The sequence below is a fragment of the Pseudomonas sp. S30_BP2TU TE3576 genome (assembly GCF_050436025.1).
Classification (GTDB): domain Bacteria; phylum Pseudomonadota; class Gammaproteobacteria; order Pseudomonadales; family Pseudomonadaceae; genus Aquipseudomonas.
Map to the genome: position 1 here is coordinate 4,084,623 of NZ_JBNDLK010000001.1, position 24,360 is coordinate 4,108,982.

Genomic DNA, 24,360 nt, shown 5'->3' on the forward strand with positions numbered 1-24,360 from the left:
GACTTGCATTATCAATGGCTGCCACTGCGCGCAGGTGTCTAGACCAATGTGGGGGTATGGCCTTTGCCGTCAGGAGAGCTAAACTCGGGGGTGATGGTCTTTCTTGTCCACTCTGGCTGGAATCATAAAATGAAAAATAATAATAGCCCGCTACGCCATTTGCCTTGGCTGATGCTGGCAATCGTAGGTGCGTGCGCCCTGGGCGTCGTGGCATTGCGCCGAGGCGAGGCAATCAACGCCTTATGGATTGTGGTCGCTGCCGTGGCCATCTATCTGGTCGCCTACCGCTATTACAGTCTGTTCATCGCTAACAATGTCATGCAACTCGATGCGCGACGGGCCACTCCCGCTGTGCTCAACAATGACGGTCTGGACTACGTGCCGACCAACAAGCACATTCTTTTTGGTCACCACTTCGCGGCCATCGCCGGTGCAGGGCCGCTGGTCGGCCCGGTGCTCGCGGCGCAGATGGGCTATCTGCCCGGCACGTTGTGGCTGATCGCTGGCGTGGTGCTGGCCGGTGCCGTTCAGGACTTCATGGTCCTGTTCATGTCCACCCGCCGCAACGGCCGTTCCCTCGGCGACATGGTCCGCGAGGAAATGGGTCGCATCCCCGGCACCATCGCGCTGTTCGGCTGCTTCCTGATCATGATCATCATCCTCGCAGTGCTGGCGCTGATCGTGGTGAAAGCCCTGGCCGAAAGCCCTTGGGGCATTTTCACGGTGATGGCGACCATCCCGATCGCGATGTTCATGGGCATCTACATGCGCTACATCCGCCCGGGCCGCATCGGTGAAATCTCCGTTATTGGCGTGCTGTTGCTGCTCGGTTCGATCTGGCTCGGCGGGCAGATTGCCGCGGATCCGGTGTGGGCCAAGGCGTTCAGCTTCACCGGCGTACAAATCACCTGGATGCTGATCGGCTACGGTTTCGTCGCGGCGGTACTGCCGGTGTGGCTGATCCTGGCGCCGCGTGACTACCTGTCGACCTTCCTGAAAATCGGCACCATCGTCGCCCTGGCCATCGGCATCCTGATCACCATGCCCGAGCTGAAAATGCCGGCGCTGACCCAGTTCATCGATGGCACCGGTCCGGTGTGGAAGGGCGGGCTGTTCCCGTTCCTGTTCATCACCATCGCCTGCGGTGCCGTGTCGGGTTTCCACGCGCTGATTGCTTCCGGCACCACGCCGAAGCTGCTGGATAACGAAACCAACGCCCGCTACATCGGTTACGGCGGCATGCTGATGGAGTCGTTCGTGGCGATCATGGCCATGGTCGCCGCCTCGGTGATCGAACCAGGCGTGTACTTCGCCATGAACAGCCCGGCGGCGGTCGTCGGTGGGGATGTGGTGGCGGTAGCGACAGCGGTCAGCAACTGGGGCTTTGCCATCACCCCGGACGCTCTGCAAGCGGTGGCCCATGACATCGGTGAAATCACCATCCTGGCCCGTGCCGGTGGTGCGCCAACCCTGGCGGTCGGGATCGCACAGATCCTGCACAGTGTTCTGCCGGGTGAAAACACCATGGCGTTCTGGTACCACTTCGCGATCCTGTTCGAGGCGCTGTTCATCCTGACCGCGGTCGACGCCGGTACCCGTGCCGGGCGCTTCATGCTCCAGGACTTGCTCGGCTCGTTCGTGCCGGCCCTGCGCCGCACCGAATCCTGGACCGCCAACCTGATCGCCACCGCCGGTTGCGTGGCCATGTGGGGCTGGTTGCTGTACCAAGGGGTGATCGACCCGTTGGGTGGCATCAACACCTTGTGGCCGCTGTTTGGTATCTCCAACCAGATGCTGGCCGGTATCGCGCTGATGCTCGGCACCGTGGTGCTGATCAAGATGAAACGCCAGCGCTATGTCTGGGTCACCATGTTGCCGGCGGTATGGCTGCTGATTTGCACCTCCACGGCCGGCTTCATCAAGCTGTTCGATGCCAACCCGGCGATCGGCTTCCTGTCGCTGGCCAGGAAATACAGCGATGCGCTGGCCAACGGTCAGATCCTCGCCCCGGCCAAGGACATCACGCAGATGCAGCACGTGATCTTCAACGCCTACACCAACGCAACGCTGACTGCGCTGTTCCTGTTCGTGGTGTTCAGCATCCTGTTCTATGCGCTCAAGATCGGTATCTCCGCCTGGGGCAGCAAAGAACGTACGGATAAAGAATCGCCATTCCAGGCGCTGCCGGAAGCGTGATCGAGGATTTGCAGCATGTTCAATGACTTGAGTCGCCTCGGTAAATACCTCGGTCAGGCTGCGCGCCTGATGGTCGGCATGCCCGACTACGACAATTACGTCGAGCATATGCAGACCAAACACCCGGACAAACCGGTGATGAGCTATGAGATGTTCTTTCGGGAGCGTCAGGAAGCCCGTTACGGTGGCAAGGGTGGGCCGAAGTGCTGTTGATCCGGTTGTCGGATTAACAGCAATCCCTGTGGGAGCGGGCTTGCTCGCGAAAGCGATGTGTCATTCAACATTCATGTCGACTGACACAACCTCTTCGCGAGCAAGCCCGCTCCCACATTTGTTTTGTGTTGTGTTTTCATCTTGTGAAAAAGGAGATCCAGTTTGTCCTCTCCCATCCCGGTCACGATCCTCAGCGGCTTCCTCGGCGCCGGCAAGACCACCCTGTTGCGCTATCTGCTCAAAGCCGAGCATGGCCTGAAAATCGCCGTGATCGAGAACGAATTCAGCGACGCCGGCATCGACACCCAGTTGTTGGGTGATGAACCGGTGCAAGTGATGACGCTGTCCAATGGCTGCGTCTGCTGCACCATCCATACGGACCTGACCAAGGCCCTCTATCTGTTGCTCGAGCGTCTGGACCGGGGCGACATCGCCTTCGACCGCCTGGTGATCGAGTGCACGGGGCTGGCTGACCCGGCACCCGTGGCGCAAACCTTTTTCATTGATGAGGAGTTGCGCGAGCGCTATATCCTCGATGGCATCATTACCTTGGTGGACGCGGCCCACGCCGAACTGCACCTGACCCAGACCATCGCCCAGGCGCAAATCGGTTTTGCCGACCGCTTGCTGGTGAGCAAGCGCGATCTGGTGGACGAGCCGACCTTCACGGCGTTGAGCGAGCGCCTGACCCGCATCAACCGTCGCGCCCCGATTCGCGTGGTTGACCACGGCAGGATCGACCTCGCCGAACTGCTCGATGTACGCGGCTTCAACCTCAATGCCGACCTCGGTGGCGGTGTGAGTTTGCGACCAGTCAGCCAGGCACCGTCCATCGACCGTATTTCCAGCCTGGTGCTGCGCACGGACAAGGCACTGGATATCGACAAGCTCAGCGAGTTCATGAACGAACTGCTGGAGGAGCATGGCAAGCAGTTGCTGCGCTATAAGGGCGTGTTGAACATCCTGGGCGAGCCGCGGCGGATGGTGTTTCAGGGTGTCCTGAAGTTGTACGGATTCGATTGGGACACGGAGTGGGCTGACGATGAATCGCGTGAAAGCGTGATCGTGTTTATTGCTGACGATTTGCCGGAAGAGAAGATTCGTGAGGGGTTTGCACGGGTTGCAGCGGAGTAAGGCTGGTGTTTTTCAGTTTCTGAAAGGGCCTCTTCGCGAGCAAGCCCGCTCCCACAGTTGACCGCGATTGTCCTGAATGAGCTCGGTCAACTGTGGGAGCGGGCTTGCTCGCGAAGGTGATCTAACTAGTAACACGATGTTGGACTTGCACAGGTTTCAGGCTTAACAATATTTCTTCCAGACAATCCAGATGCCGGTTCAGCAAGGCTTGCGCCTTTGCTGCATCTCCACACTCCAGCGCATCCAGCATCTGGGTATGCATCTGCCACGCGCAATAATCCTCTATTTGTCCATCAAACTGCGCAAGTGCTAGCGCGGTCATTGGAACCAGGCTGCCGAGAAAATGCGCCAACGGTGCATTCTCCGCCATGGCTGCCAATCGCAGGTGGAACTCACCGGACAACCGAAGCACTGCGCCACGCTGGCCGAAGTCCAGGCATTGACGTTGCTGATCAATTATTTCGCGAAGAGGCTTCAAATCCAGAGGTCGCTGACTGGCCAGATGCACCAGCATGATTTCGGTCAACCGCCGGGCATGCAGCGTCTGCCGGATTTGCTCGATATCCGATACCGCGACCCGAGGGCGGTGATGGGGGCGAAGGACGATGATCTGCTGATGGGCCAGGCGCGTCAGCACGCTACGAATTTCACTTCGGCGGGCACCGAACATCTGCCCCAGACTGTCTTCGGTAAAGCGGCTGCCCGGCAGGAGGCGCCGTTCAAGAATGGCGTCGAAGATCTGTGAATAAAGATCGTCCGCCAACGGCTTCCCGAAGCTTTGTCGAGGGAAGGGCAGGGCAGTGAGTGATTGCGCTGTGGCGAAGCTGTTCATGGCCAATCTCCAGTTCGAAGAGGTTTCAACTGCCGAGGTTGTCTTCCGGGATGTTCAGTTCGATGCCCATGCGCTGGCCTTCGCGCAAAATGTGCCGACGCATCTCGGCGCTGGCCTGGGCGCTGTTCTTGCTGCGGATCGCGCGCACCACGGCTTCGTTTTCTTCAAGGCGTTCGGCCAGGTGCTCCGGGGAGTTGCGCAACACTTCGGCGCTTTGCTTGAGGGCATTGCTGGTTTGCTGGACCACGCTCTGGAAGATAGGGTTCGACGTCAGGGTGAACAGCTCTTCGTGGAACGCGATGTAGGCGTTTACGCCGGCTTCACTATCATTGGCCTCCAGGGCTTCGCGCATGTCCATCAGGGTAAGGCGCAGTTGCCCGACTTCCTTGCTGCTGATGGACTGTGCCACGAGGCCGACGATGAACGGCTCCAGGGTGTAGCGTAGTTGCAGCACGTCTTCCAGGCTCGCTGCCGCCACTGCGCTGTCATGCACCTGGCTGTCGGCGAGATTGGTCTCAAGCACCACCACGCCTTTACCCGGCATCGAGCGCACCAGTCCGAGGGTTTCCAGAACGATGACGGCCTCACGCAGGCTCGGACGGCTGATACCCAGTTGTTCGGCCAGTTCACGTTGCCCCGGCAGCATGTCGCCGGAGCGCCACTGACCGCGGGCCAGCGCGGCCCGAAGTTTTTCTACGACTGAATTTACAACGGTCGACGAGGTAATCACTGTTCGCTCCATGAGCATTAAAAAGTGGTGAAGGTGTGCCGACAAGGCCGCCGGCACACCGTTGATTCAGAAATCCTGCTGATGGGCCGGTGCCACCGGTTTTCGCGGCTGGAAGGTATAACCCGCCTGACCGGAAAGTACTTTGTTCGCCCGCTGCACATCGATGTCCTTTTCCCAGCGAGCGATGGCCACGGTGGCGACGCAATTGCCGATCAGGTTGGTCAACGCCCGGCCAATGCCCATGAACCAGTCCACGGCCAGAACCAGGACCAGACCCACGACCGGAATCGCCGGGATCGCTGTCAGGGTGGCCGCCAGGATCACCAGCGCCGAGCCCGGAATACCGTGCGCTCCCTTGGAGGTGATCAGCGACACCAGCAAAATGGTCAGCAGGTCGGTCATCGCCAGTGGCGTACCGGTGGCATTGGCGATGAACACGATGGCCAATGTCAGGTAGATCGAGAAGCCGTCGAGGTTGAACGAGTAGCCGGTAGGAATCACCAGCCCGACTGTCGAACTGCCGATGCCCAAGTGTTCAAGCTTGCGCATGATTTGTGGCAACACGGCATCGGATGAGGCGGTGCCCATGACGATCAACAGTTCTTCACGCAGGTACTTGAGCAACGGCCACATCCGCAGCCCGGAAAGGCGCATCACCAGGCCGAGAATCAGCGCCACGAAGGCTGCGCAGGTCAGGTAAAACAGGCCGACCAGGCTGCCCAAATGCTGCAGTGAATCCAGGCCATATTTGCTGGTAGTGAAGGCGATGGCACCGAACACGCCGATCGGTGCCAGGCGCACGATCATGCCCATGATGCGGAAAATCACGTGGCTGAGTTCATTGATCAGCCGCGAAATACCCGACGCGGCCTCGCCCACCAGATTCAGCGCACTGCCGAACAGCACGGAGAACAACAGGACCTGCAGGATGTTGTTATCGGCAAAGGCGCCGATCACAGACGTCGGAATCAGGTCCATCAGGAACTGCGTGGTGGTGTGCATATGCTGCCCGCGCTGGGCGATATCGCCGATGTCGGCGGTGGAAAGCTGCTCCAGATGAATGTTCGCGCCGCTGCCGATGCCGGTGCTGAAGGCGAACACCAGGCCGATCACCAGAGCGATGGTGGTCAGCACTTCAAAGTAGATCACCGATTTCAGGCCGATACGGCCAACCTTCTTCAGGTCGCCGGCACCACTGATGCCGCTGACCACCACGCAAAACACGATCAGGCCAATGAGCATTTTGATCAGCTTGATAAAGCCGTCACCGAGTGGTTTGAGCTGAGCGGAGTATTCGGGAAGGGTCAGCCCGCAGACGATGCCGAGCACCAGTCCGAGAACCACTTGGAGGAAGATTGAACGCGAGCACCATCTGAGCATGGGAGGAATCCTGGTCGGTGTCCTGGCTGCCGTACGCTGCGCGTATCAGCTTCAGGGCTTAATTATTGTGGTCTTACCGGTATGTCCAGTGCAGGCGCAGTCTAGGCGCTGTTTTTGGGTGTTCGCAAGCAAAAATTAAGAAATTGGCATGACCGGTCTTACCAGTTGATTGAAATCCCCGGATTAGAGCCTTTTGCCGATTTAAAAAATACGGACGAAAAAAAACCGGCCATCACTGGCCGGTTTTTCATGACTGCGGTCTAGCCGGCTGATTAAGCGCCGTACACCGGCAGCTTCTTGCAGATAGCCTTGACCTTCTCACGAACGGCATCGATCACCGCTTCGTTGTTCAGGTCAGCCAGGATGTCGCAGATCCAGCCAGCCAGTTCCTTGCACTCTGCTTCCTTGAAGCCACGAGTGGTCACAGCCGGAGTGCCGAAGCGCAGGCCGGAGGTGACGAACGGGGAGCGAGGGTCGTTTGGCACCGAGTTCTTGTTCACGGTGATGAACGCTTTGCCCAGAGCGGCGTCGGCGTCTTTACCGGAGATTTCCTGCTTGATCAGCGACAGCAGGAACAGATGGTTTTCAGTACCGCCGGAAACCACGTCGAAACCGCGCTCGATGAACACGCTGGCCATGGCCTGGGCGTTTTTCACCACTTGTTGCTGGTAAGCCTTGAACTCAGGCTGCAGCGCTTCCTTGAAGCAAATCGCCTTGGCTGCGATCACGTGCTCCAGCGGGCCACCCTGGGCGCCCGGGAATACCGCGGAGTTCAGCTTTTTCTCGATGTCGGCGTTGGCGCGAGCCAGGATCAGGCCGCCACGCGGACCGCGCAGGGTCTTGTGGGTGGTGGTGGTCACGACGTCAGCGAATGGAACCGGGTTCGGGTAGACGCCAGCGGCGACCAGACCGGCCACGTGGGCCATGTCGACGAACAGGTAGGCACCTACCTTGTCGGCGATTGCACGGAAGCGCGGGAAGTCGAGGATCTGCGAGTAGGCAGAGAAACCGGCCACGATCATTTTTGGCTTGTGCTCTACGGCCAGGCGCTCGACTTCGTCGTAGTCGATCAGGCCGTTGCCGTCGATACCGTACTGGATGGCGTTGTACAGCTTGCCGGAGGACGAAACGCTGGCGCCGTGGGTCAGGTGACCACCGTGGGCCAGGCTCATGCCCAGGATGGTGTCGCCAGCAGACAGCAGGGCCAGGTAAACGGCGCTGTTGGCTTGCGAGCCGGCGTGCGGTTGAACGTTGGCGTAGTCGGCGCCGAACAGCTCCTTGGCACGGTCGATAGCCAGCTGCTCGACGATGTCTACGTACTCGCAACCACCGTAGTAGCGCTTGCCCGGGTAGCCTTCGGCGTACTTGTTGGTCAGTACCGAGCCTTGAGCTTCCATCACCGCAGGGCTGGTGTAGTTTTCCGAAGCGATCAGCTCAATGTGCTCTTCCTGGCGCTGAGCTTCTTGCTCCATGGCGGCAAAGAGATCGGCGTCGTACTTGGCAATAGTCAAATCACGGCTGAACATGGCGGTCCTCAGGGATCGGGGGCGGAAAAGGGGGGCATTCTAACCCAATGGGTTTTAGATGGCATATGAAACGACATCATGTCGCAGACAAGCGGGCTTCATGACGGGATCAGTGGTGACTGTGCGGGCCTCTTCGCGAGCAAGCCCGCTCCCACATTTGGAATGCGTTCCCCTGTGGGAGCGGGCTTGCTCGCGAAGGGGCCGCCCGCATCACCGCAAGGCTTCAGTCGAACATGAACAGCGCATCATTGCTGAACTGCCCTTCGAACTTGTTGGCCGGCATGGGTCGCCCGAACAGGTAACCCTGCACCTCATCGCAACCATGCTCACGCAGGAAATCCAGCTGCTCGTGGGTTTCCACACCTTCGGCGATCACCGCCAGGTTAAGGCTGTGGGCCATGGCGATGATTGCCCGGGCGATCTGCGCATCCTGCTCGCCCGATGGCAGGCCGTCGACGAAGGTGCGGTCGATTTTCAGCACGTCGATAGGGAACTGCTTGAGGTAGTTGAGCGATGAGTAGCCGGTGCCGAAATCGTCAACCGCAATGCTCAGTCCGAGGTTTTTCAGACCATCGAGGATCTGCATCGCCTCGCTGACTTCGCGCATCAGGATACTTTCGGTCAGTTCCAGTTCCAGGCACGCCGGCGGCAGGCCGGTTTCCTTGAGGATGGTGGCGATCCGGGTGCCGAGTTGGCCGTCGGAGAACTGCCGCGCGGAGATGTTCACCGACACTTTCGGCACCCGCACCCTGGCCTGATGCCAGGCCTTGAGTTGACGGCAGGCCTCGCTGATCACCCAGTCGCCGACATCCACCACCAACCCGAGCTCTTCGAGTACCGGTATGAAATCCCCCGGCGGCACCAGCCCGCGACGCGGGTGACGCCAGCGCAACAGCGCCTCGGCACCGGTCAGGCGTTTGCCGTCGCCGCTGAACTGCGGCTGGTAATACAGCACGAACTCGTTCTGTTCCAGGGCATGGCGCAAGTCGCTTTCCAGTTCCAGTCGCTCCAGGGCGCTGGCGTTCATGTCTGCCTGATAGAACTGAAAGTTGTTCTTGCCGCGCTCCTTGGCGTGGTACATCGCGGTGTCGGCGTTCTTCATCAACTGGCTGAGCTCGTTGCCGTCCTGCGGGCTCAGGGCGATGCCGATACTGGCCGTGACAAAGAACTCACGGCCTTCGAGCACGAACGGTGTCACCAGGCTGGCAAGAATCTGCTCGGCCACATGAATCGCCCGGTTCAAGGCGATTTCACGGTTGGCCCGCGGTTGCAGGAGCAAGGTGAATTCGTCGCCACCCATGCGCGCCACCGTGTCGTCATCGTCAACGCAACCCAGCAGGCGCGTGGCCATTTCCTTGAGCATGCGGTCGCCGGCGGCGTGACCCAGGGAGTCGTTGATCGGTTTGAAGCGGTCGAGGTCGAGGAACATCAGCACCACCCACGACTTCTGCCGTTCGGCCGATTGCAGTGCCGTGTGCAGGCGATCCTGGAACAGCGATCGATTGGGCAGGTGCGTCAGGGCGTCGTAGTAGGCGAGGCGGTGAATCCGCTGCTCGCTGGCCTTGCGCTCGCTGATGTCGCTGAAGAAACACACATAACTGGCCAGGTCGCCTTCGTCGTCGAGCACGGCGGTGATCCCGACCCAGGCCGGGTAATGCTCGCCATTACGGCGTTTGAGCCAGACTTCGCCTTCCCAGGTGCTGTGCTGGCTCAATTGCTTGAGCACATACCGCAGGTGGGCTTCCTGCTGCTCGTCGACGGTCAGAATGTTCGGCAACTGGTCGAGCACCTGCTCCACGGCATAGCCGCTGACACGACTGAAGGCTTCGTTGGCCTGGACGATGTAGCCGGCCGGGTCGGTGATCAGGATCGCCGAGGTCGAGTGTTCGAATACCGTGGCGGCCATGCGCAAGTCTTTCTCGGCCCGGCGTTGCTGGCTGATGTCGCGGCCGACGCCCAGCACGCCTTCGAAACCACCGTGCTCGTCCCAGACCAATACCAGGCGCAGTTCTATCGGGATCTTGCGCCCGTCGGCCCGCAGGCAATCGAACAGAAACAGTTGGGTTTGCACCTGGCTGCGCAACAGCGTCAGTTGGTCCGGTTTATCCAGCGCTTTGCTGACCCGCTCCATCAGGTGATAGATGCCGGTCAGTTGTTGCGGGTTGGCGATGGTCGATTGCCAGCCGTTCTGGAAAATCCACTCGGCGTCGTAACCCAGCACGGCTTGTACCGAAGGGCTGACGTAATTGAGGTTCAGGCGGCTGTCGGTGGAGAAGATCACGTCGCTGATGCTTTCGGCGAGCATGCGGTAGCGCTGCTCGCTGTCGCGCAGGGATTCGCTGGCTTCGATCTGGTCGGTAATGTCCTTGGCCACGCCGATGATCCGCGTGACCTGGTCCTCGTTGTCCCGCGCCAGTGCCTGCTCGCGAATCTCGAAGCGTCGCCACTGGCCGTCCCGGTGACGGAAGCGCAACTGGCACTGCATCAACTGGTGATAACCGGCCTGGCGCTGGACCTGGCGGGAGCGATGGTAATAGTTGGCGTCTTCGGGATGCAGGAGGATTTCCCAGAAGTATTCGCCCATCTGTTGCAGTTCGGTGCGGTTGTAACCCAGCGTCTGGCCCAGATGGTGGTTGCTGTAGATCATGCGCTGGCTGATCACATCTTGCACATACAGGTGATCCGGTACCGTGCGCACTACGTCCGACCAAAACCCTTCGCGCTCCTGCAGTGACAGTTCGATGAGCTTGCGGCTGGTGATATCAGTGATGCTCAGGATCACTGCTTTATAGTCGTCCTGGGTTTGCGGCAGACGCAGCACCAGCCACAGGTGCTGGTCGCGACCGCTGGCGTCCTGGATTTTTATTTCCAGCTCAAGCTGTTGCTGCTGGTTGAGCACCGCGTCGAGCACCTGGTTGCCGATGGCGGTGCCGTCCTGCGGATGGCCGTCGATCAGCAATTTCCAGGCTTTGTCGGCGCTATCGACATTCAGTAGTTGCAGCGCGACCTGGTTGACCTCGGTGATCCGCAGTTCCTGCAGCAGTTGCTGGCGTTGTTGCGCAATCGCCAGCCACGCGTGCAGTTGTTCGCTGCCCTGCCATTGTGCCTTGTCGAAAAAAACCTTGAGCCCGGATATGTCGAGGACGCAAAGGGCCACGCCGGTGCCTTCGAAAATGTCCTGGTAACGTCGGCGGCCTTCATTCAACTGGCGCTGACCCCGGCGCGTGTTTAGCAAGGCGACGAACGGCAGCATGGAAAACGCCAGGCCCAGCAGGCATTTGCCGATGAACGCCGGTAACAGTTCTTCCAGCACTCGCTGGCGGTCGAACAGCCCGCGCAGTTGCCAATCGCTGTTGCTCAACGGAACGGTCAGCACGCTGTTGGCAATATCGTCGGTGGTCAGTGTCCCCCGATTGACGGAGGGCAGCACTTCGTCGCGGCTGACGATCTGGTGATTGATGCGGTTTTCCACCAGCCACAACGGGCGACCGCCGGCATCGCTTTGCTTGGTCAAGGACGAAAAGAAGGTGGGCGCCAGGCGCAAGGCCCAGTAGCCGCGGGAACTGCCGCTGGCCTGATGTAACAGTAAATGCACGACAGAACCGTCGGTGGCATTGCTGAAGTAGTGCGCCTGGGCGTGGCTGCGGCGTATCAGTTCACCCAGGTAGTCGCTGTCATCGCTGTCGGGGGCGCTGTCACGGATGACTTTTCCCGAGGGGCTGAGCAAAGCCAGGCTGCGCAAATCAGGCAGCGACTGTTGCAGTTTGCGTAGCAGCGCCTGCAGTTCATCGGCGTCTTGCGGTTGCTCGACGATCGGCAACAGGTTGAGGGCGATCTGCGCGTTGAGCGCCATGTTCAGACTGACCTGCGCGGCCAGATCGGCGGTGTAGTCGATGGTGTACTGACGCTGGTTCTTCTGGGTTTCGCGCAATTGATCGAGCAACTGCCAGAACAGTAGTGCCAGCAGCAATAATACGAGTGTCGCCAAGGCGCCCTTCAAGGTCCCGCGCAGGGGGGAGCCGGGCGCTGTGGCCGGCGCGCTGGAAATCAGGGGCGGAGGGACATTGGACAAGCTGTAATCCTGCGGTTTGGCTGGACTGGCGCGACGTGCACTATAAGCCGGACGCCCGAAGGGCGGCTAGCATGCCTTGAGTTGTGGCTAAGTGCCAGTCCCTGCCCGTCGGCTGGACTGCCATCGGTCATTAAGGTAGCTTTGCCGGTTACGCGGGAGCGTTCCAGCTCCTAGGCTTTTTCAGCGCGCCTGCATTGAAAACTCTCAATCGGACGACGCGCACAGCCTGGCCAGGCATCGCCTGTACCCTATTCATTCATCAGTCACTGACCCTAGGTTCTCCATGGCTCAATACGTATTCACCATGCATCGGCTGGGCAAAGTTGTTCCGCCGAAGCGGGAAATCCTGAAAAACATTTCTCTGTCGTTCTTCCCCGGCGCCAAGATCGGCGTGCTCGGCCTCAACGGTTCGGGCAAGTCCACGCTGCTGAAAATCATGGCTGGCGTCGACACCGAGTTCGAAGGCGAAGCCCGCCCGATGCCGGAACTGAACATCGGCTACCTGCCGCAGGAACCCCAACTGGATCCGGCCAAGACCGTGCGTGAAGTGGTCGAGGAAGCGGTCAGCGTGATCAAGGACGCCCAGGCCCGCCTGGACGAGGTCTATGCGGCCTATGCCGATCCGGATGCCGACTTCGACAAGCTGGCCGCCGAACAGGCCAAGCTCGAAGCGATCCTGCAAGCCAGCGACGGCCACAACCTGGAGCGTCAGCTGGAAGTCGCCGCCGATGCGCTGCGTCTGCCGGCCTGGGATGCCAAGGTCGAACACCTGTCCGGTGGTGAAAAGCGTCGTGTGGCCCTGTGCCGTCTGCTGCTGTCCGCACCGGACATGCTGCTGCTCGACGAACCGACCAACCACCTGGACGCCGACTCCGTTGCATGGCTCGAGCACTTCCTGCACGACTTCCCGGGTACCGTGGTTGCTATCACGCACGACCGTTACTTCCTGGACAACGTTGCCGGCTGGATTCTGGAACTCGACCGCGGCGCGGGCATTCCTTACGAGGGCAACTATTCGGGTTGGCTTGAAGCCAAGTCCGATCGTCTGGCTGCCGAATCCAAGCAGCAGTCGGCCCACGAAAAAGCCATGAAGGAAGAGCTGGAGTGGGTGCGCAAAGGCGCCAAGGCCCGCCAGTCGAAATCCAAGGCTCGTCTGCAACGCTTCGAAGAAATGCAATCGCAGGAATTCCAGAAGCGCAGCGAGACCAACGAGATCTACATCCCGGCCGGTCCACGCCTGGGCGACAAGGTCATCGAATTCAAGAACGTCACCAAGGGCTACGGCGACCGCGTACTGATCGACAACCTGTCGTTCTCCATGCCTAAAGGCGCCATCGTCGGCGTGATCGGCGGTAACGGTGCCGGTAAGTCGACCCTGTTCCGCATGCTGATGGGCAAGGAAACTCCGGATTCGGGCAGCATCGAAGTCGGCGAAACCGTGCAACTGGCTTGCGTGGATCAGAGCCGCGAAGACCTCGACGGCAGCAAGACCGTGTTCCAGCAGATTTCCGACGGTTCCGACCAGATCCGCATCGGCAACTACGAGATCCCGTCGCGGACCTACGTCGGTCGCTTCAACTTCAAGGGCGGCGATCAACAGAAGTTCGTCAAGGACCTGTCCGGTGGTGAGCGCGGTCGCTTGCACCTGGCCCTGACCCTGAAGGAGGGCGGCAACGTCCTGCTGCTCGACGAACCGTCCAACGACCTCGACGTTGAAACCCTGCGTTCCCTGGAAGAAGCCCTGCTGGACTTCCCGGGCGCCGCCATTGTGATCTCCCACGACCGGTGGTTCCTTGACCGCGTCGCGACTCACATCCTGGCGTACGAAGACGACTCGCAAGCGGTGTTCTTCGAAGGCAACTACACCGAGTACGAAGCCGACCGTAGAAAGCGTCTCGGCGAAGCGGCTGCCCAGCCACACCGGGTGCGGTACAAAAAGCTGGCCTGATTTCGGGTTGGTTGCAAAGAGCGGGGCCTTCGGGCTCCGTTTTTTTTTTGCGTTTTTTCAGTGAGACCGAGCAGCGGCCTTCGCGAGCAAGCCCACTCCCACAGGGTTTTGTGAAAGGCACACCCCTCAATTCAACACCGACCTCCTGTGGGAGCGGGCTTGCCCGCGAAGGCGGTACTCCTGATGGTGCAGGAATTGAATTGTGAATCCCCATTCAGGTGCAATATCACGCTAAAAAGCGGTCTGTTTTATATCGTGTGCACCATTTAATTTCATAAATGCGACATTTCGCTCTGTTCTTGTGCGCGAATCGTTTGTTACAGTCCGGCTCAATTTCTTCCAACGACAATAAATTTGCCGAGACTTTTCCATGATCGAATCCGTCGAATCCTTCCTTACCCGCCTGAAAAAACGCGATCCGGACCAGCCTGAATTTCATCAGGCCGTGGAAGAAGTACTACGCAGTCTGTGGCCATTTCTTGAGGCCAATCCGCATTACCTGACCTCGGGCATTCTGGAGCGCATCTGCGAGCCGGAGCGGGCGGTGGTGTTTCGGGTTTCCTGGGTCGACGATCAGGGCAAGGTCCAGGTCAATCGCGGTTTCCGCATCCAGATGAACAGCGCGATCGGCCCGTACAAGGGGGGCCTGCGTTTCCATCCCTCGGTGAACCTTGGCGTGCTGAAGTTCCTTGCGTTCGAGCAGACGTTCAAGAACTCGCTGACCTCGTTGCCCATGGGCGGCGGCAAGGGTGGTTCGGACTTCGACCCCAAAGGCAAAAGCGACGCGGAAGTCATGCGCTTCTGCCAGGCCTTCATGAGCGAGTTGTACCGCCACATTGGTGCGGACGTTGACGTGCCGGCCGGCGACATCGGCGTGGGGGCTCGCGAGATTGGTTTCCTGTTCGGTCAGTACAAGCGGCTGAGCAACCAGTTCACCAGTGTGCTGACCGGCAAGGGGCCGAGCTATGGCGGCAGCCTGATTCGCCCGGAAGCCACCGGTTTCGGTTGTGTGTACTTCGCCGAAGAAATGCTTAAGCGCCGTGGCCTGGCGGTCGAGGGCAAGCGCGTGGCGATTTCCGGTTCCGGTAACGTCGCGCAATACGCGGCGCGCAAGGTCATGGACCTGGGGGGCAAGGTGATCTCACTGTCCGACTCCGAGGGTACGCTGTACTGCGAGAGCGGTTTGACCGAGGAGCAATGGCTGGCGGTGCTGGAGCTGAAAAACGTACAGCGCGGGCGGATTCGTGAGCTGGCTGGCCGTTTTGGCCTGGAGTTCCGCGCCGGTCAACTGCCATGGAGCCTTGGCTGCGATATCGCGTTGCCATGCGCGACGCAAAACGAACTGGACGCCGAAGCCGCTCGCACCTTGTTGCGCAATGGCTGCATCTGTGTGGCTGAGGGCGCGAACATGCCGACCACCCTTGAGGCGGTGGACCTGTTCATCGAGGCGGACATTCTGTTCGCGCCGGGCAAGGCGTCCAATGCCGGTGGTGTGGCGGTGAGCGGGTTGGAGATGTCGCAGAACGCCATGCGCCTGGCGTGGACCGCTGGCGAAGTGGACAGCAAACTGCACGCGATCATGCAGTCGATTCACCACGCCTGCGTGCATTACGGCGAAGAGAACGGCCAGGTCAACTACGTCAAGGGCGCGAACATTGCCGGCTTCGTGAAGGTCGCCGATGCCATGCTGGCCCAGGGCGTGGTTTAAGTCGGTTCGATACGGATCACTTCAATCATTTGATCCCCGGCCGGGCGCTGCCACAGCACTTCGTCGTTGAGTCGTGCACCGAGCAGTGCCCGACCCAGCGGCGAACCCCAATTGATCAGGCCGTGGGCGGCATCGGCCTGATCTTCACCCACCAGTTGTACCCGACGTTCGGTGGCGTGTTCATCGGCGTAGGTCACCCAACTGCCGATCTGCACTTTTTCGGTCGAGGTCGCGGCGGGTACCACCTGAGCACTCCCCAAGCGCTGCTTGAAGTAACGCAAATCACGCTCGAGATCGGCCAGGCGCTGCTTGTCGGCCTGCTCGCCTTTTGCCGATTGTTCGGCATGCAGGGCTTGCAGTTCGGCGACTTTGCCCTGCAACAGGCTCAGGCCTTGTGGCGTTACGTAATTGGGCTGCGCGCTGACCTGTCGTTCGACAGGCTGATCGGCTTGCGCAGCGGCGTTATCTTCATTGACGAAGGCACGGCTCATGAAACTCTCCCGGTATAGGGTTTTGGCCATGGTCGCAGGCATTTGGTTTCACTGGATGTCTGAAAGCGACTTACGGCGAGTGATAAGCCCGGGCAGCGTCCTGGTCCTTCTGCTGCCAGGCCAATACGCGGTTTATAAGGAAAGTCTAGAAGTGGATGCGCTGGGTGTTTGTGAAAGGCGTGCGATCAATCCGTCGGCAAACGACGATTCCCTGTGGGAGCGAGCTTGCTCGCGATGAGGGACTGACATTCAACAAGTGTGTTGGCTGAACGGCCGCTATCGCGAGCAAGCTCGCTCCCACAGGGTGAGTGGTGTGTCAGGTCAGTAGTGATACCACTTCAGCTCAAGCATCACTTCGTTCTCGGCCGTCGCCAAATGGCTGAATTCGCGTTGGGCGCTCAAGCGCAGCCCCAGATTGCGGGAAACTTCCCATTGCTGATTCAGGCTCAGGCTACGGCGCACTTCACCATTGGTGAAGTAATCGCCCTTGGCTTCGAGGCTCAAATTGCCCAGCGGGTTTTTCCACAGCACACCACTGTTGAAACCGGCGGCCGGCGCAATAAATGCGGCGAAGTCGTTGTTGTGCTCGATACGCACGGTGCCCAATGCAAAGCCGAGCAAATCGTCGTCCAGTTGCCAGGTACCGCCGCCACCACCGTTGACGTGGCTGACCAGGGTTTGGTCATCGTACTTGCCCGGCACCCGTTCCAGACCACCGGTAACTTGCCATGACAGCGGTTGCAGCAACTCGTTACGCGGGGTCAGGGAGCGGATGGTCGCCAGGTCCAGTCGCTGCACTTGCCAGTCATTGCCTTCGTACTGGCGCAGTTTCAATTGCAGGATTTCAATCTGCGCGCCAAGGGGAAAGCTTTCGCTGTTGTCATTGAGGTCGTGATAAGCCATGCGCAAGCCGTACTCGCCAAAGGCTCTATCTCCACGAGTGCCAAGGCCCAGCTGCCAGGTGCGGGACTCGTGGCCGTCTTCCGGCAGGCCGGGTTGCGGGATATCCAGCTCTGGTGCCGGGTTCTGGTTGATCGCCCGCAGCAGTTCGAAGCTACGCTGGGCGCGCGCCGGGTCGCGTTCCTGGCCATTGGCGCGGTAACGCTCCAGACGATAGGCCGCGTCGATGATCAGCGCCTGGCGTTCGCGGGGTTGTGCCTTGAACGCCGGGTCCTGCAATTGTTTCTGATCGGCGCTGACTTTCAGCACCCATTGCTGCTCTTCGGGGTTCAACGGCTTGGCGCGACTGAGCAACTCGCGTTCCCGGGACGGGCGATACTGGAAGGACTCCACCAGTCCGGCATTTTTCACGGCTTTGACGGTGTCGGTCGGAATGGCTGTGAGCGGGAATTGCTCGGTCAGGCGCAGACTCGGGCGGGCTACTTGCAGCAGTTCCAGCAAGCGGTATGAGCAGTTTTCGTCGAAGAAGAAATAGTCGAATTTGATCTGTTTAAGCTCCCAGACGTGCTCGACCATGCGCGCGGTTTCCTGCCGGGTCAGGTTCAGGCGGTATTCCCACAGGTCGCGGTTTTCCAGGCTGCGGTATTCCGAGAGTTTTTCCTGATAGGGCACCAGCGCGAACAGGCCTGGATAGCCGCCCATCAGGCCTTTCCAGGCATAGAGGATGCTGTTGTCCGAGCCCTCGATGTAGGCGCCGAAGTTGATGGCGTAGCTGAGCAGCGAAGTCTTGTCGCTCTTTACATCGGCCTGGTCGATGCGCAGCAGGGTGTGGCCGAACATCGAGGACGGGCTGTTCAGGTAAGCCGCCGGGAAGATCATCACCGCACTGTCGGGTGAGACGTCCTTGAACCATTGCTTGAACCCGGCGCAGTCCGGCGTCGGCAGGCCGGTCAGGCCGAGTTGTTCTTTCAGCCAGCGGGTGCGGGCCGGGTAGACACATTGCGCGTGTTGTTCACCGGCACTGGCCGGGGCGTACAAGGCTTGTACGGTCGCCGCCAGTTCATGGTCCGGATGTTCATTGCCATCGGCGGCGAGGAAGAATTTCCTGTCACTGACATAGCTGCGCCAGCCACCGAGCTTGGCGGTTTCGTAATGGCCCAGGGATATCCAGAAAGGGTCGTTGGCCAGTTGCTGCAAACGTTGTGGATCGATGTGAGGCGCGGCGGACAGCGGGGCGCAGGCACACAGCGCCAGCCAGGCAAGGCGTTTGAACATAGATGGCAACTTAATCGATAGAAACCGAGCCCCGAACAGGGTATCGCCAGTCAGTCAAACCCATTCCATGTGGGAGCGGGCTTGCTCGCGAAAGCGGTGGGTCAGTCAACATCATCGTCAATTGATACACCGCATTCGCGAGCAAGCCCGCTCCCACAGGTTTTGCATCTTGACTCACCGACGCGCCCAAAAAGGGGCAGATCCAAAAAACAAAACCCGCTTCCCGAAAGAAGCGGGGCGGGTCGAGCTTATGCCGGTGTGGCGTACTTGGCCAGACGAGGGTCGGCTTTGAGCACGGCCAGGGTGTTGGTATGCACGTCTTCGGCAGTCACGTCAGCCTTGCTGAAGATCTGCTGGAAGTGCTCGTGAGTGACGGCGGCGAAGTGCGCACGGTCTTCCGGCGCCACGCCCAGTACCACGGCGTAGGTGGTCAGCGCTTCGCCCTGCCCCTTGGCCATGTCCTCGGACAGCTCGTTCATCATGCCATTCATGGCAAACCAGGATTTGCCGCCATAGGTCAGCGACGCATTGGTTGCACAACCGTTGGTGCCGGAGGTCATGCCGAAAGTTGCGTTGCCGGAAGTGCCGTTGGTGGTGGATGCCAGGAAGTGAGCCGGAGTACCACGCTGACCTTCGAACAGCATGTTGCCCCAACCGCAATCCGGGCCGCCCGGGGCCTGAGCCATGGCGTTAATGGATACAGCGGCGAAGAGAGTACCAAGAAGAATCCGTTTCATAGCTTTGTTCTCTTTTATGTGCGTACCAATAGACAAAGGGTCTGGCCCGTCTGGTGCCAGTGGGCCGGGCAATAGTCCAGCCGCGCAGTCTGGAGTTTAGGCACGATCATGGGGTTCCGTGATTTTTTGCAAAACATTCATGGGAAACCGCGGCGCAAGCCCGGTCCGCCTGGGGTTGGCGGATTGTCTATGCACAGGCCTGCGGCACTCCTTGCCAGTCGGGCATGGGCAGCGCCAGAATGCTGCCATCTGCCCCGCCTGATTGTTAAGGAAGCCCGATGCCTGATCCTGTTGCTGCCAGCTTGCGTCTAGCGCCCGAAGCGCTGACCCGTCCGTTTTCCGCTGAACAGTTCAGCTTCTCTACCACCAATGATCTGGAGCCCTTTCGCGGTGTGCTTGGCCAGGAACGTGCGGTCGAAGCCTTGCAGTTCGGTGTGGCCATGCCACGCCCCGGTTACAACGTGTTCGTCATGGGCGAGCCCGGCACTGGCCGGTTCTCTTTCGTCAAACGCTACCTCAAGGCCGAAGGCAAGCGCCTGCAGACTCCGGCGGACTGGGTCTACGTCAACAATTTCGACGAGCCTCGCGAGCCGCGCGCTCTGGAACTGCCGTCGGGCAGCGCCGGCGCCTTCATCGGTGACATCAACGGTTTGATCGACAACCTGCTGGCGACGTTTCCTGCAGTCTTCGAGCATCCGTCCTATCAGCAGAAGAAAAGCGCCATCGACCGCGCCTTCAACCAGCGCTACGACAAGGCCCTGGACGTCATCGAGCGTCTGGCACTGGAAAAGGACGTCGCGCTCTACCGCGACGCCAGCAATATCGCCTTCACCCCAATGGGCGATGGCAAGGCGTTGGACGAAGCTGAGTTCGCACAACTGCCGGAAGCCGAGCGCGAGCGTTTTCACGAGGATATTTCCGCGCTGGAGGAGCGTCTGAACGAGGAGCTCGCCAGCCTGCCGCAATGGAAGCGTGAGTCGAGCAATCAGCTGCGCCACCTCAACGAAGAAACCATCACCCTGGCGTTGCAGCCATTGTTGTCACCCTTGTCGGAGAAGTACGCCGAGAACGCCGCGGTGTGCGGTTATCTGCAAGCCATGCAGGTGTATTTGCTCAAGACCGTAGTCGAGCAATTGGTGGATGACAGCAAGACCGACGCTGTCGCCCGCAAGTTGCTGGAAGAACAATACGCACCGAGCCTGGTGGTCGGTCACTCGGCCAGCGGCGGCGCGCCGGTGGTGTTCGAGCCGCACCCGACCTACGAAAACCTCTTCGGTCGTATCGAATACAGCACCGATCAAGGCGCGTTGTACACCACCTACCGCCAGTTGCGGCCGGGTGCGCTGCACCGGGCCAACGGCGGTTTCCTGATCCTTGAAGCGGACAAAATGCTTAGCGAGCCCTTCGTGTGGGATGCGCTGAAACGCGCCCTGCAATCGCGCAAGCTGAAAATGGAATCGCCGCTCGGTGAACTGGGCCGCCTGGCCACCGTGACCCTGACGCCGCAACATATTCCATTGCAGGTCAAAGTCGTCATCATCGGTGCCCGTCAGCTGTATTACACGCTGCAAGACCTCGATCCGGACTTCCAGGAGATGTTCCGCGTCCTGGTGGATTTCGATGAGGACATCCCGATGGTCGACGAGAGCCTGGAGCAGTTCGCCCAGTTGCTCAAAACCCGTACTTCCGAAGAAGGCATGGCACCGCTGACCGCCGATGCGGTGGCGCGCCTGGCGACTTACAGTGCGCGTCTGGCCGAGCACCAGGGGCGCTTGTCGGCGCGTATCGGTGATTTGTTCCAACTGGTCAGCGAGGCAGATTTCATCCGCCATCTGGCCGGCGATGTAATGACCGACGCCGGGCACATCGAACGGGCGCTCAAGGCCAAGGCCACGCGGACCGGGCGGGTTTCGGCGCGGATTCTCGATGACATGCTGGCCGGGATCATCCTGATCGACACCGCGGGTGCGGCGGTCGGCAAGTGCAACGGCTTGACGGTGCTGGAAGTCGGCGACTCGGCCTTTGGTATACCGGCGCGGATTTCCGCCACGGTGTACCCGGGCGGCAGCGGCATCGTCGACATCGAGCGCGAGGTCAACCTCGGCCAGCCGATTCACTCCAAAGGCGTGATGATCCTTACCGGTTATCTGGGCAGCCGTTACGCCCAGGAGTTTCCGCTGGCGATTTCCGCGAGCATTGCCCTGGAGCAATCCTACGGTTATGTCGATGGCGACAGTGCTTCCCTGGGCGAAGCCTGCACCCTGATTTCGGCCTTGTCGAAAACCCCGCTCAAGCAGTGCTTCGCCATCACCGGTTCGATCAACCAGTTCGGCGAAGTGCAGGCGGTGGGCGGGGTCAACGAGAAGATCGAGGGCTTCTTCCGTCTGTGCGAAGCCCGCGGGTTGACCGGCGAGCAGGGGGCGATCATTCCGCACGCCAACGTCGCCACGTTGATGCTCGACGAAAAAGTACTGGCCGCGGTGCGTGCCGGGCAGTTCCACGTTTATGCGGTACGCCAGGCTGACGAAGCCTTGAGTTTGCTGGTTGGCGAACCGGCCGGCGCGCCGGACGAGAATGGCGAATTCCCTGAAGGCAGCGTGAACGCACGGGTGGTGGAACGCCTGCGGGTTATCGCGGAAATGATCAGCGAGGATGATCTCAAGGAAGCCGAGAAGGAGTTGGCGCAAGAAGCGTTGGCAGAAACCAAGCCTGCGTGATGCAGTAACCCATGTGGGAGCGGGCTTGCTCGCGAAAGCGGCGTATCAGTCAACATAAATGTTGAATGAAAAGACGCCTTCGCGAGCAAGCCCGCTCCCACATTTTGTATATGGAATGCCCCAAAAGCGTCGTCGAAATGACGTCAACATTCACACTATGACCATTCGGCGCCTTTCGGTTTCGTCCGGCCTGCAAGCCGGACTTTTCTTCTATTCTCAGCTCAGGGATGTCGACAGTAATCACAGGATCGAAACAGCCTTCCCATGGGGGCTGAATACCGGATCTACCGAGGGTCGCCGCCATGTCGCGCAACCTCTGCCTCACCCGTCAATGCCTGGGCCTTGTGACCCGTATCGAGTGTTCCATCCGTCCATTGGCGGGAGATACGGGCATGTGGACTCTGCTGTTCGCCGCCGGAATGGCCGGTGAACAACCTTCGGCCATCAAGGCCCAAGGACCTTTTCATGGCCCGTTCGTGGCTGAATCGATCCTCGATACCATCGTTGAAAGCCTGACCTTGCATGGCTATGAACTGGCCGATGACCCGCAAATCTGGTGCCTGCACCTGCAAGCCCAATTGCGGGAAATCAATGGCGGTCGCTGCCGTAACGTGGGGGGCTTCGAGTTTCAACCCGAGCACTGAGTCGCACTATTGATCAAGGCGAGACACGTCGGCCTTGTCGAGTTTGACCTCGAAACCATACTGCACGGTGTCGAGGTCAGTGCGTTGATAGGTTTCCAGGCGCGTAGGCTGCCCGTAGAAGTAATGCACGGCAAACTGCGCCCGGCCCTGTGCGCTCGTGTCATGGCTGACCGATAGAATCTCCTTCAAGTAATTGCCGCTGTCGTCCTTGGCGAAAAAGCGCCAGTCCTGGGCGGGAAACGCCTTCAGGTCCACCACCAGCGCATTGTCTTTGAGCTCGAGTCCCTTGGGCAGTTGACGGGCATCGACGGTTTGTTTGTCGACCGTGGCCAGGAACAGCGGCATCGAGCCCACTGCATAGGCCGGCGTTTCCGGAAACAGATTCAGATCGTAAGTGATGGTGCCGCGCAGGGGATCGATCTGGTACGCCTCAGGCGGCAGCTCGATCGGCTCGTCGCGTTTGCCACCCGCGTCTTCGGTAAAGAAACTCACCGGGCTTTCACCGGGGTTGAAGGATGTGCCGAGCAGTTCATCGTTGAAGCTGCGCAGATGAGTGAATTCGATTCGCGCAGCGCTGGGGTCGTCGACCGACTGACTGATGCTGACGTTCTTTTTCAGCTGCTCTTCACTCAGCGTTGCCCCTTTGAGCCACTCTGCCGCCTGGTCGTCATAGACCACCACGGGCAGGTTCAAAGGCTGGATGGACTTGTCCGTGGTAATGGCATCGAAGCGCCGGACCGGCAGGTCCAGATTCTTGCGGGTGACCGTGACGGCGGAAAAATCCAGCATGCTGACTTCAAGGGTTTCGATCGTCCCGTTGAAGTACACCTTGGAATAACGGCGGGCCTGCTGTTTCTCAAAGGTGCGCTGTTCTTCGTCGAGCTGTTTTTCCAATGCCTCGCTCCAGCTCTTTTGTTGCTGCATTTTCGTCAGCTGTTTTTGATAGAAGGCAATTTGCGCCGCCGTTTCGTTGATGGAACCCGAGCGTGAGATGAATTGCCCTGTGCTGTCCCTGGCCTGGACAATAAGCGGGTTCAACGGTGTTTCTGCGACTTCCGGGGCCAGCGGCCTACTGTTGTTGTATTCGATTTCCGCGAAGTTGTTTTCAAGCTTGAGCAGGGTAACGCTGAGGTTGTCGTTGGTGCGGGTCTGGCCCACATCCTTCTTCGTCAGGTTGAAGCTGTAGAGCCGGCGTGGCGCGATGACTTCGACTTTACCTTGCAGGCTCACCGGTTGCGGCTGCTGCTTTTTGTCGATGTCGAGGCCTTCGATGAAGGGGTAGGCCACGGTCAGGTCATCGGGGTTGGTCAGGTTGGAACTTGATGGGCTCAACTGGATGCCAGGGTCGGTTTCCGACCATTCCGGCTGGAACGCAATCACTCGTTTGTTGCTCAGCGTAACCGACTGCCATTCCAGGCCATGGGGAAACAAAAACGCGGCAGGAACGCTGAACGTGAAGGGGAACACCGGTTGCAGGTCGGTCAAGTAGTCGGAGCTGGAGTCCTTTTGCAGTACGAACAACCCGTTGATGTAGGTGTCAACCAGGGCTTGTGGCGTGGGATAGTGCTTGAGCATGGCGAGGGCGTCTTCGCCGTATTCGGTTTCCACCGGTTTGCTGTCGAGCTTGAGTTGCGCGCGTTCGAGTAGCAGCAGCGAGCCGCCCAGTTCCGACACGGCATCCTTGAGCTTCGGATCCTGGATGGCGTCCAGCGACTTTTCGAACTGCGCGGTTTTTTCTTCGAGGCTGACCTGGCGTTTTTCATCGCTGGGTGAGCAGCCGCTTAGCAGCAGCGCCAGGCAAATTCCGGCACTCGTCAAAGGCAATCGCACATCCATTCCCAGTCTTCCTGTCCGATA

Annotated in this window: 16 protein-coding genes; 7 read left to right on the forward strand and 9 right to left on the reverse strand. The window is 59.7% G+C overall.

Annotation, left to right across the window (positions count from 1 at the left end):
• The first annotated feature begins 129 nt into the window (after positions 1 to 129).
• The 3 genes from ABIA48_RS18635 (at position 130) to yjiA (ending at position 3,543) form a co-directional block, all read left to right on the forward strand.
• Positions 130 to 2,196, forward strand: coding sequence for a carbon starvation CstA family protein (locus ABIA48_RS18635; protein WP_429490483.1), 2,067 nt, complete (start codon positions 130 to 132; stop codon positions 2,194 to 2,196).
• 15 nt (positions 2,197 to 2,211) lie between these two features.
• Positions 2,212 to 2,409 carry a YbdD/YjiX family protein gene (locus tag ABIA48_RS18640; protein ID WP_007895266.1) on the forward strand — a complete coding sequence of 66 codons (198 nt, stop codon included), beginning with the start codon at positions 2,212 to 2,214 and terminating at the stop codon, positions 2,407 to 2,409.
• A 162-nt stretch (positions 2,410 to 2,571) separates the two neighbouring features.
• On the forward strand, positions 2,572 to 3,543 hold the full coding sequence (yjiA, locus tag ABIA48_RS18645; RefSeq protein ID WP_429490485.1) for a GTPase: 972 nt from the start codon (positions 2,572 to 2,574) through the stop codon (positions 3,541 to 3,543).
• A 121-nt stretch (positions 3,544 to 3,664) separates the two neighbouring features.
• Here yjiA and ABIA48_RS18650 read toward each other — a convergent pair whose 3' ends face one another.
• The 5 genes from ABIA48_RS18650 to ABIA48_RS18670 all read right to left on the reverse strand — a co-directional run bounded on the left by ABIA48_RS18650 (position 3,665) and on the right by ABIA48_RS18670 (position 12,083).
• Entirely contained in the window at positions 3,665 to 4,375 is a 711-nt protein-coding gene (locus tag ABIA48_RS18650; protein ID WP_429490487.1) for a GntR family transcriptional regulator, read from the reverse strand.
• A gap of 25 nt (positions 4,376 to 4,400) precedes the next feature.
• The gene (locus tag ABIA48_RS18655) at positions 4,401 to 5,105 is read right to left on the reverse strand and encodes a FadR/GntR family transcriptional regulator (protein ID WP_204934949.1); all 705 of its coding nucleotides are present in this window, start codon (positions 5,103 to 5,105) and stop codon (positions 4,401 to 4,403) included.
• Between the two features lie 66 nt (positions 5,106 to 5,171).
• A complete protein-coding gene (locus ABIA48_RS18660) occupies positions 5,172 to 6,485 on the reverse strand; it encodes a C4-dicarboxylate transporter DctA (RefSeq protein WP_429490489.1) in 1,314 nt (437 codons plus the stop codon).
• 272 nt (positions 6,486 to 6,757) lie between these two features.
• Positions 6,758 to 8,011 (reverse strand): serine hydroxymethyltransferase, encoded by a 1,254-nt coding sequence (gene glyA, locus ABIA48_RS18665; RefSeq protein ID WP_007990482.1) that lies wholly within the window; start codon positions 8,009 to 8,011, stop codon positions 6,758 to 6,760.
• A 223-nt stretch (positions 8,012 to 8,234) separates the two neighbouring features.
• Positions 8,235 to 12,083, reverse strand: a complete 3,849-nt coding sequence (locus ABIA48_RS18670; protein WP_429490492.1) for a sensor domain-containing protein — start codon at positions 12,081 to 12,083, stop codon at positions 8,235 to 8,237.
• A 283-nt stretch (positions 12,084 to 12,366) separates the two neighbouring features.
• Here ABIA48_RS18670 and ettA point away from each other — a divergent pair, with 283 nt between their 5' ends.
• Complete coding sequence (gene ettA, locus ABIA48_RS18675) at positions 12,367 to 14,031, forward strand: energy-dependent translational throttle protein EttA (RefSeq protein WP_429490494.1); 1,665 nt, start codon at positions 12,367 to 12,369, stop codon at positions 14,029 to 14,031.
• 370 nt (positions 14,032 to 14,401) lie between these two features.
• Complete coding sequence (gene gdhA, locus ABIA48_RS18680; protein WP_429490496.1) at positions 14,402 to 15,739, forward strand: NADP-specific glutamate dehydrogenase; 1,338 nt, start codon at positions 14,402 to 14,404, stop codon at positions 15,737 to 15,739.
• Here gdhA and ABIA48_RS18685 read toward each other — a convergent pair.
• The 3 genes from ABIA48_RS18685 to ABIA48_RS18695 all read right to left on the reverse strand — a co-directional run bounded on the left by ABIA48_RS18685 (position 15,736) and on the right by ABIA48_RS18695 (position 19,142).
• The gene (locus tag ABIA48_RS18685; protein ID WP_429490498.1) at positions 15,736 to 16,230 is read right to left on the reverse strand and encodes a GreA/GreB family elongation factor; all 495 of its coding nucleotides are present in this window, start codon (positions 16,228 to 16,230) and stop codon (positions 15,736 to 15,738) included. The genes gdhA and ABIA48_RS18685 overlap by 4 nt on opposite strands.
• 321 nt (positions 16,231 to 16,551) lie before the next feature.
• Complete coding sequence (locus ABIA48_RS18690) at positions 16,552 to 18,405, reverse strand: DUF4105 domain-containing protein (RefSeq protein WP_429490500.1); 1,854 nt, start codon at positions 18,403 to 18,405, stop codon at positions 16,552 to 16,554.
• A 248-nt stretch (positions 18,406 to 18,653) separates the two neighbouring features.
• The gene (locus tag ABIA48_RS18695) at positions 18,654 to 19,142 is read right to left on the reverse strand and encodes a DUF3015 domain-containing protein (RefSeq protein ID WP_007990470.1); all 489 of its coding nucleotides are present in this window, start codon (positions 19,140 to 19,142) and stop codon (positions 18,654 to 18,656) included.
• Between the two features lie 278 nt (positions 19,143 to 19,420).
• Here ABIA48_RS18695 and ABIA48_RS18700 point away from each other — a divergent pair, with 278 nt between their 5' ends.
• Positions 19,421 to 21,859 (forward strand): Lon protease family protein, encoded by a 2,439-nt coding sequence (locus tag ABIA48_RS18700; protein ID WP_429490502.1) that lies wholly within the window; start codon positions 19,421 to 19,423, stop codon positions 21,857 to 21,859.
• 302 nt (positions 21,860 to 22,161) lie between these two features.
• Entirely contained in the window at positions 22,162 to 22,503 is a 342-nt protein-coding gene (locus ABIA48_RS18705; RefSeq protein WP_007990466.1) for a hypothetical protein, read from the forward strand.
• A gap of 6 nt (positions 22,504 to 22,509) precedes the next feature.
• Here the strand turns inward: ABIA48_RS18705 and ABIA48_RS18710 are convergent, their stop codons facing one another.
• Entirely contained in the window at positions 22,510 to 24,339 is a 1,830-nt protein-coding gene (locus tag ABIA48_RS18710; RefSeq protein ID WP_429490504.1) for a hypothetical protein, read from the reverse strand.
• Between the last annotated feature and the right edge of the window lie 21 nt (positions 24,340 to 24,360).

Bases quoted from the DNA above. Each gene is read 5' to 3' on its own strand.
- ABIA48_RS18635 (WP_429490483.1), top strand. From the start codon at position 130: ATGAAAAATAATAATAGCCCGCTACGCCATTTGCCTTGGCTGATGCTG.
- ABIA48_RS18640 (WP_007895266.1), top strand. From the start codon at position 2,212: ATGTTCAATGACTTGAGTCGCCTCGGTAAATACCTCGGTCAGGCTGCG.
- ABIA48_RS18650 (WP_429490487.1), bottom strand. From the start codon at position 4,375: ATGAACAGCTTCGCCACAGCGCAATCACTCACTGCCCTGCCCTTCCCT.
- ABIA48_RS18660 (WP_429490489.1), bottom strand. From the start codon at position 6,485: ATGCTCAGATGGTGCTCGCGTTCAATCTTCCTCCAAGTGGTTCTCGGA.
- glyA (WP_007990482.1), bottom strand. From the start codon at position 8,011: ATGTTCAGCCGTGATTTGACTATTGCCAAGTACGACGCCGATCTCTTT.
- ettA (WP_429490494.1), top strand. From the start codon at position 12,367: ATGGCTCAATACGTATTCACCATGCATCGGCTGGGCAAAGTTGTTCCG.
- gdhA (WP_429490496.1), top strand. From the start codon at position 14,402: ATGATCGAATCCGTCGAATCCTTCCTTACCCGCCTGAAAAAACGCGAT.
- ABIA48_RS18685 (WP_429490498.1), bottom strand. From the start codon at position 16,230: ATGAGCCGTGCCTTCGTCAATGAAGATAACGCCGCTGCGCAAGCCGAT.
- ABIA48_RS18690 (WP_429490500.1), bottom strand. From the start codon at position 18,405: ATGTTCAAACGCCTTGCCTGGCTGGCGCTGTGTGCCTGCGCCCCGCTG.
- ABIA48_RS18695 (WP_007990470.1), bottom strand. From the start codon at position 19,142: ATGAAACGGATTCTTCTTGGTACTCTCTTCGCCGCTGTATCCATTAAC.
- ABIA48_RS18700 (WP_429490502.1), top strand. From the start codon at position 19,421: ATGCCTGATCCTGTTGCTGCCAGCTTGCGTCTAGCGCCCGAAGCGCTG.
- ABIA48_RS18705 (WP_007990466.1), top strand. From the start codon at position 22,162: ATGTCGCGCAACCTCTGCCTCACCCGTCAATGCCTGGGCCTTGTGACC.
- ABIA48_RS18710 (WP_429490504.1), bottom strand. From the start codon at position 24,339: ATGGATGTGCGATTGCCTTTGACGAGTGCCGGAATTTGCCTGGCGCTG.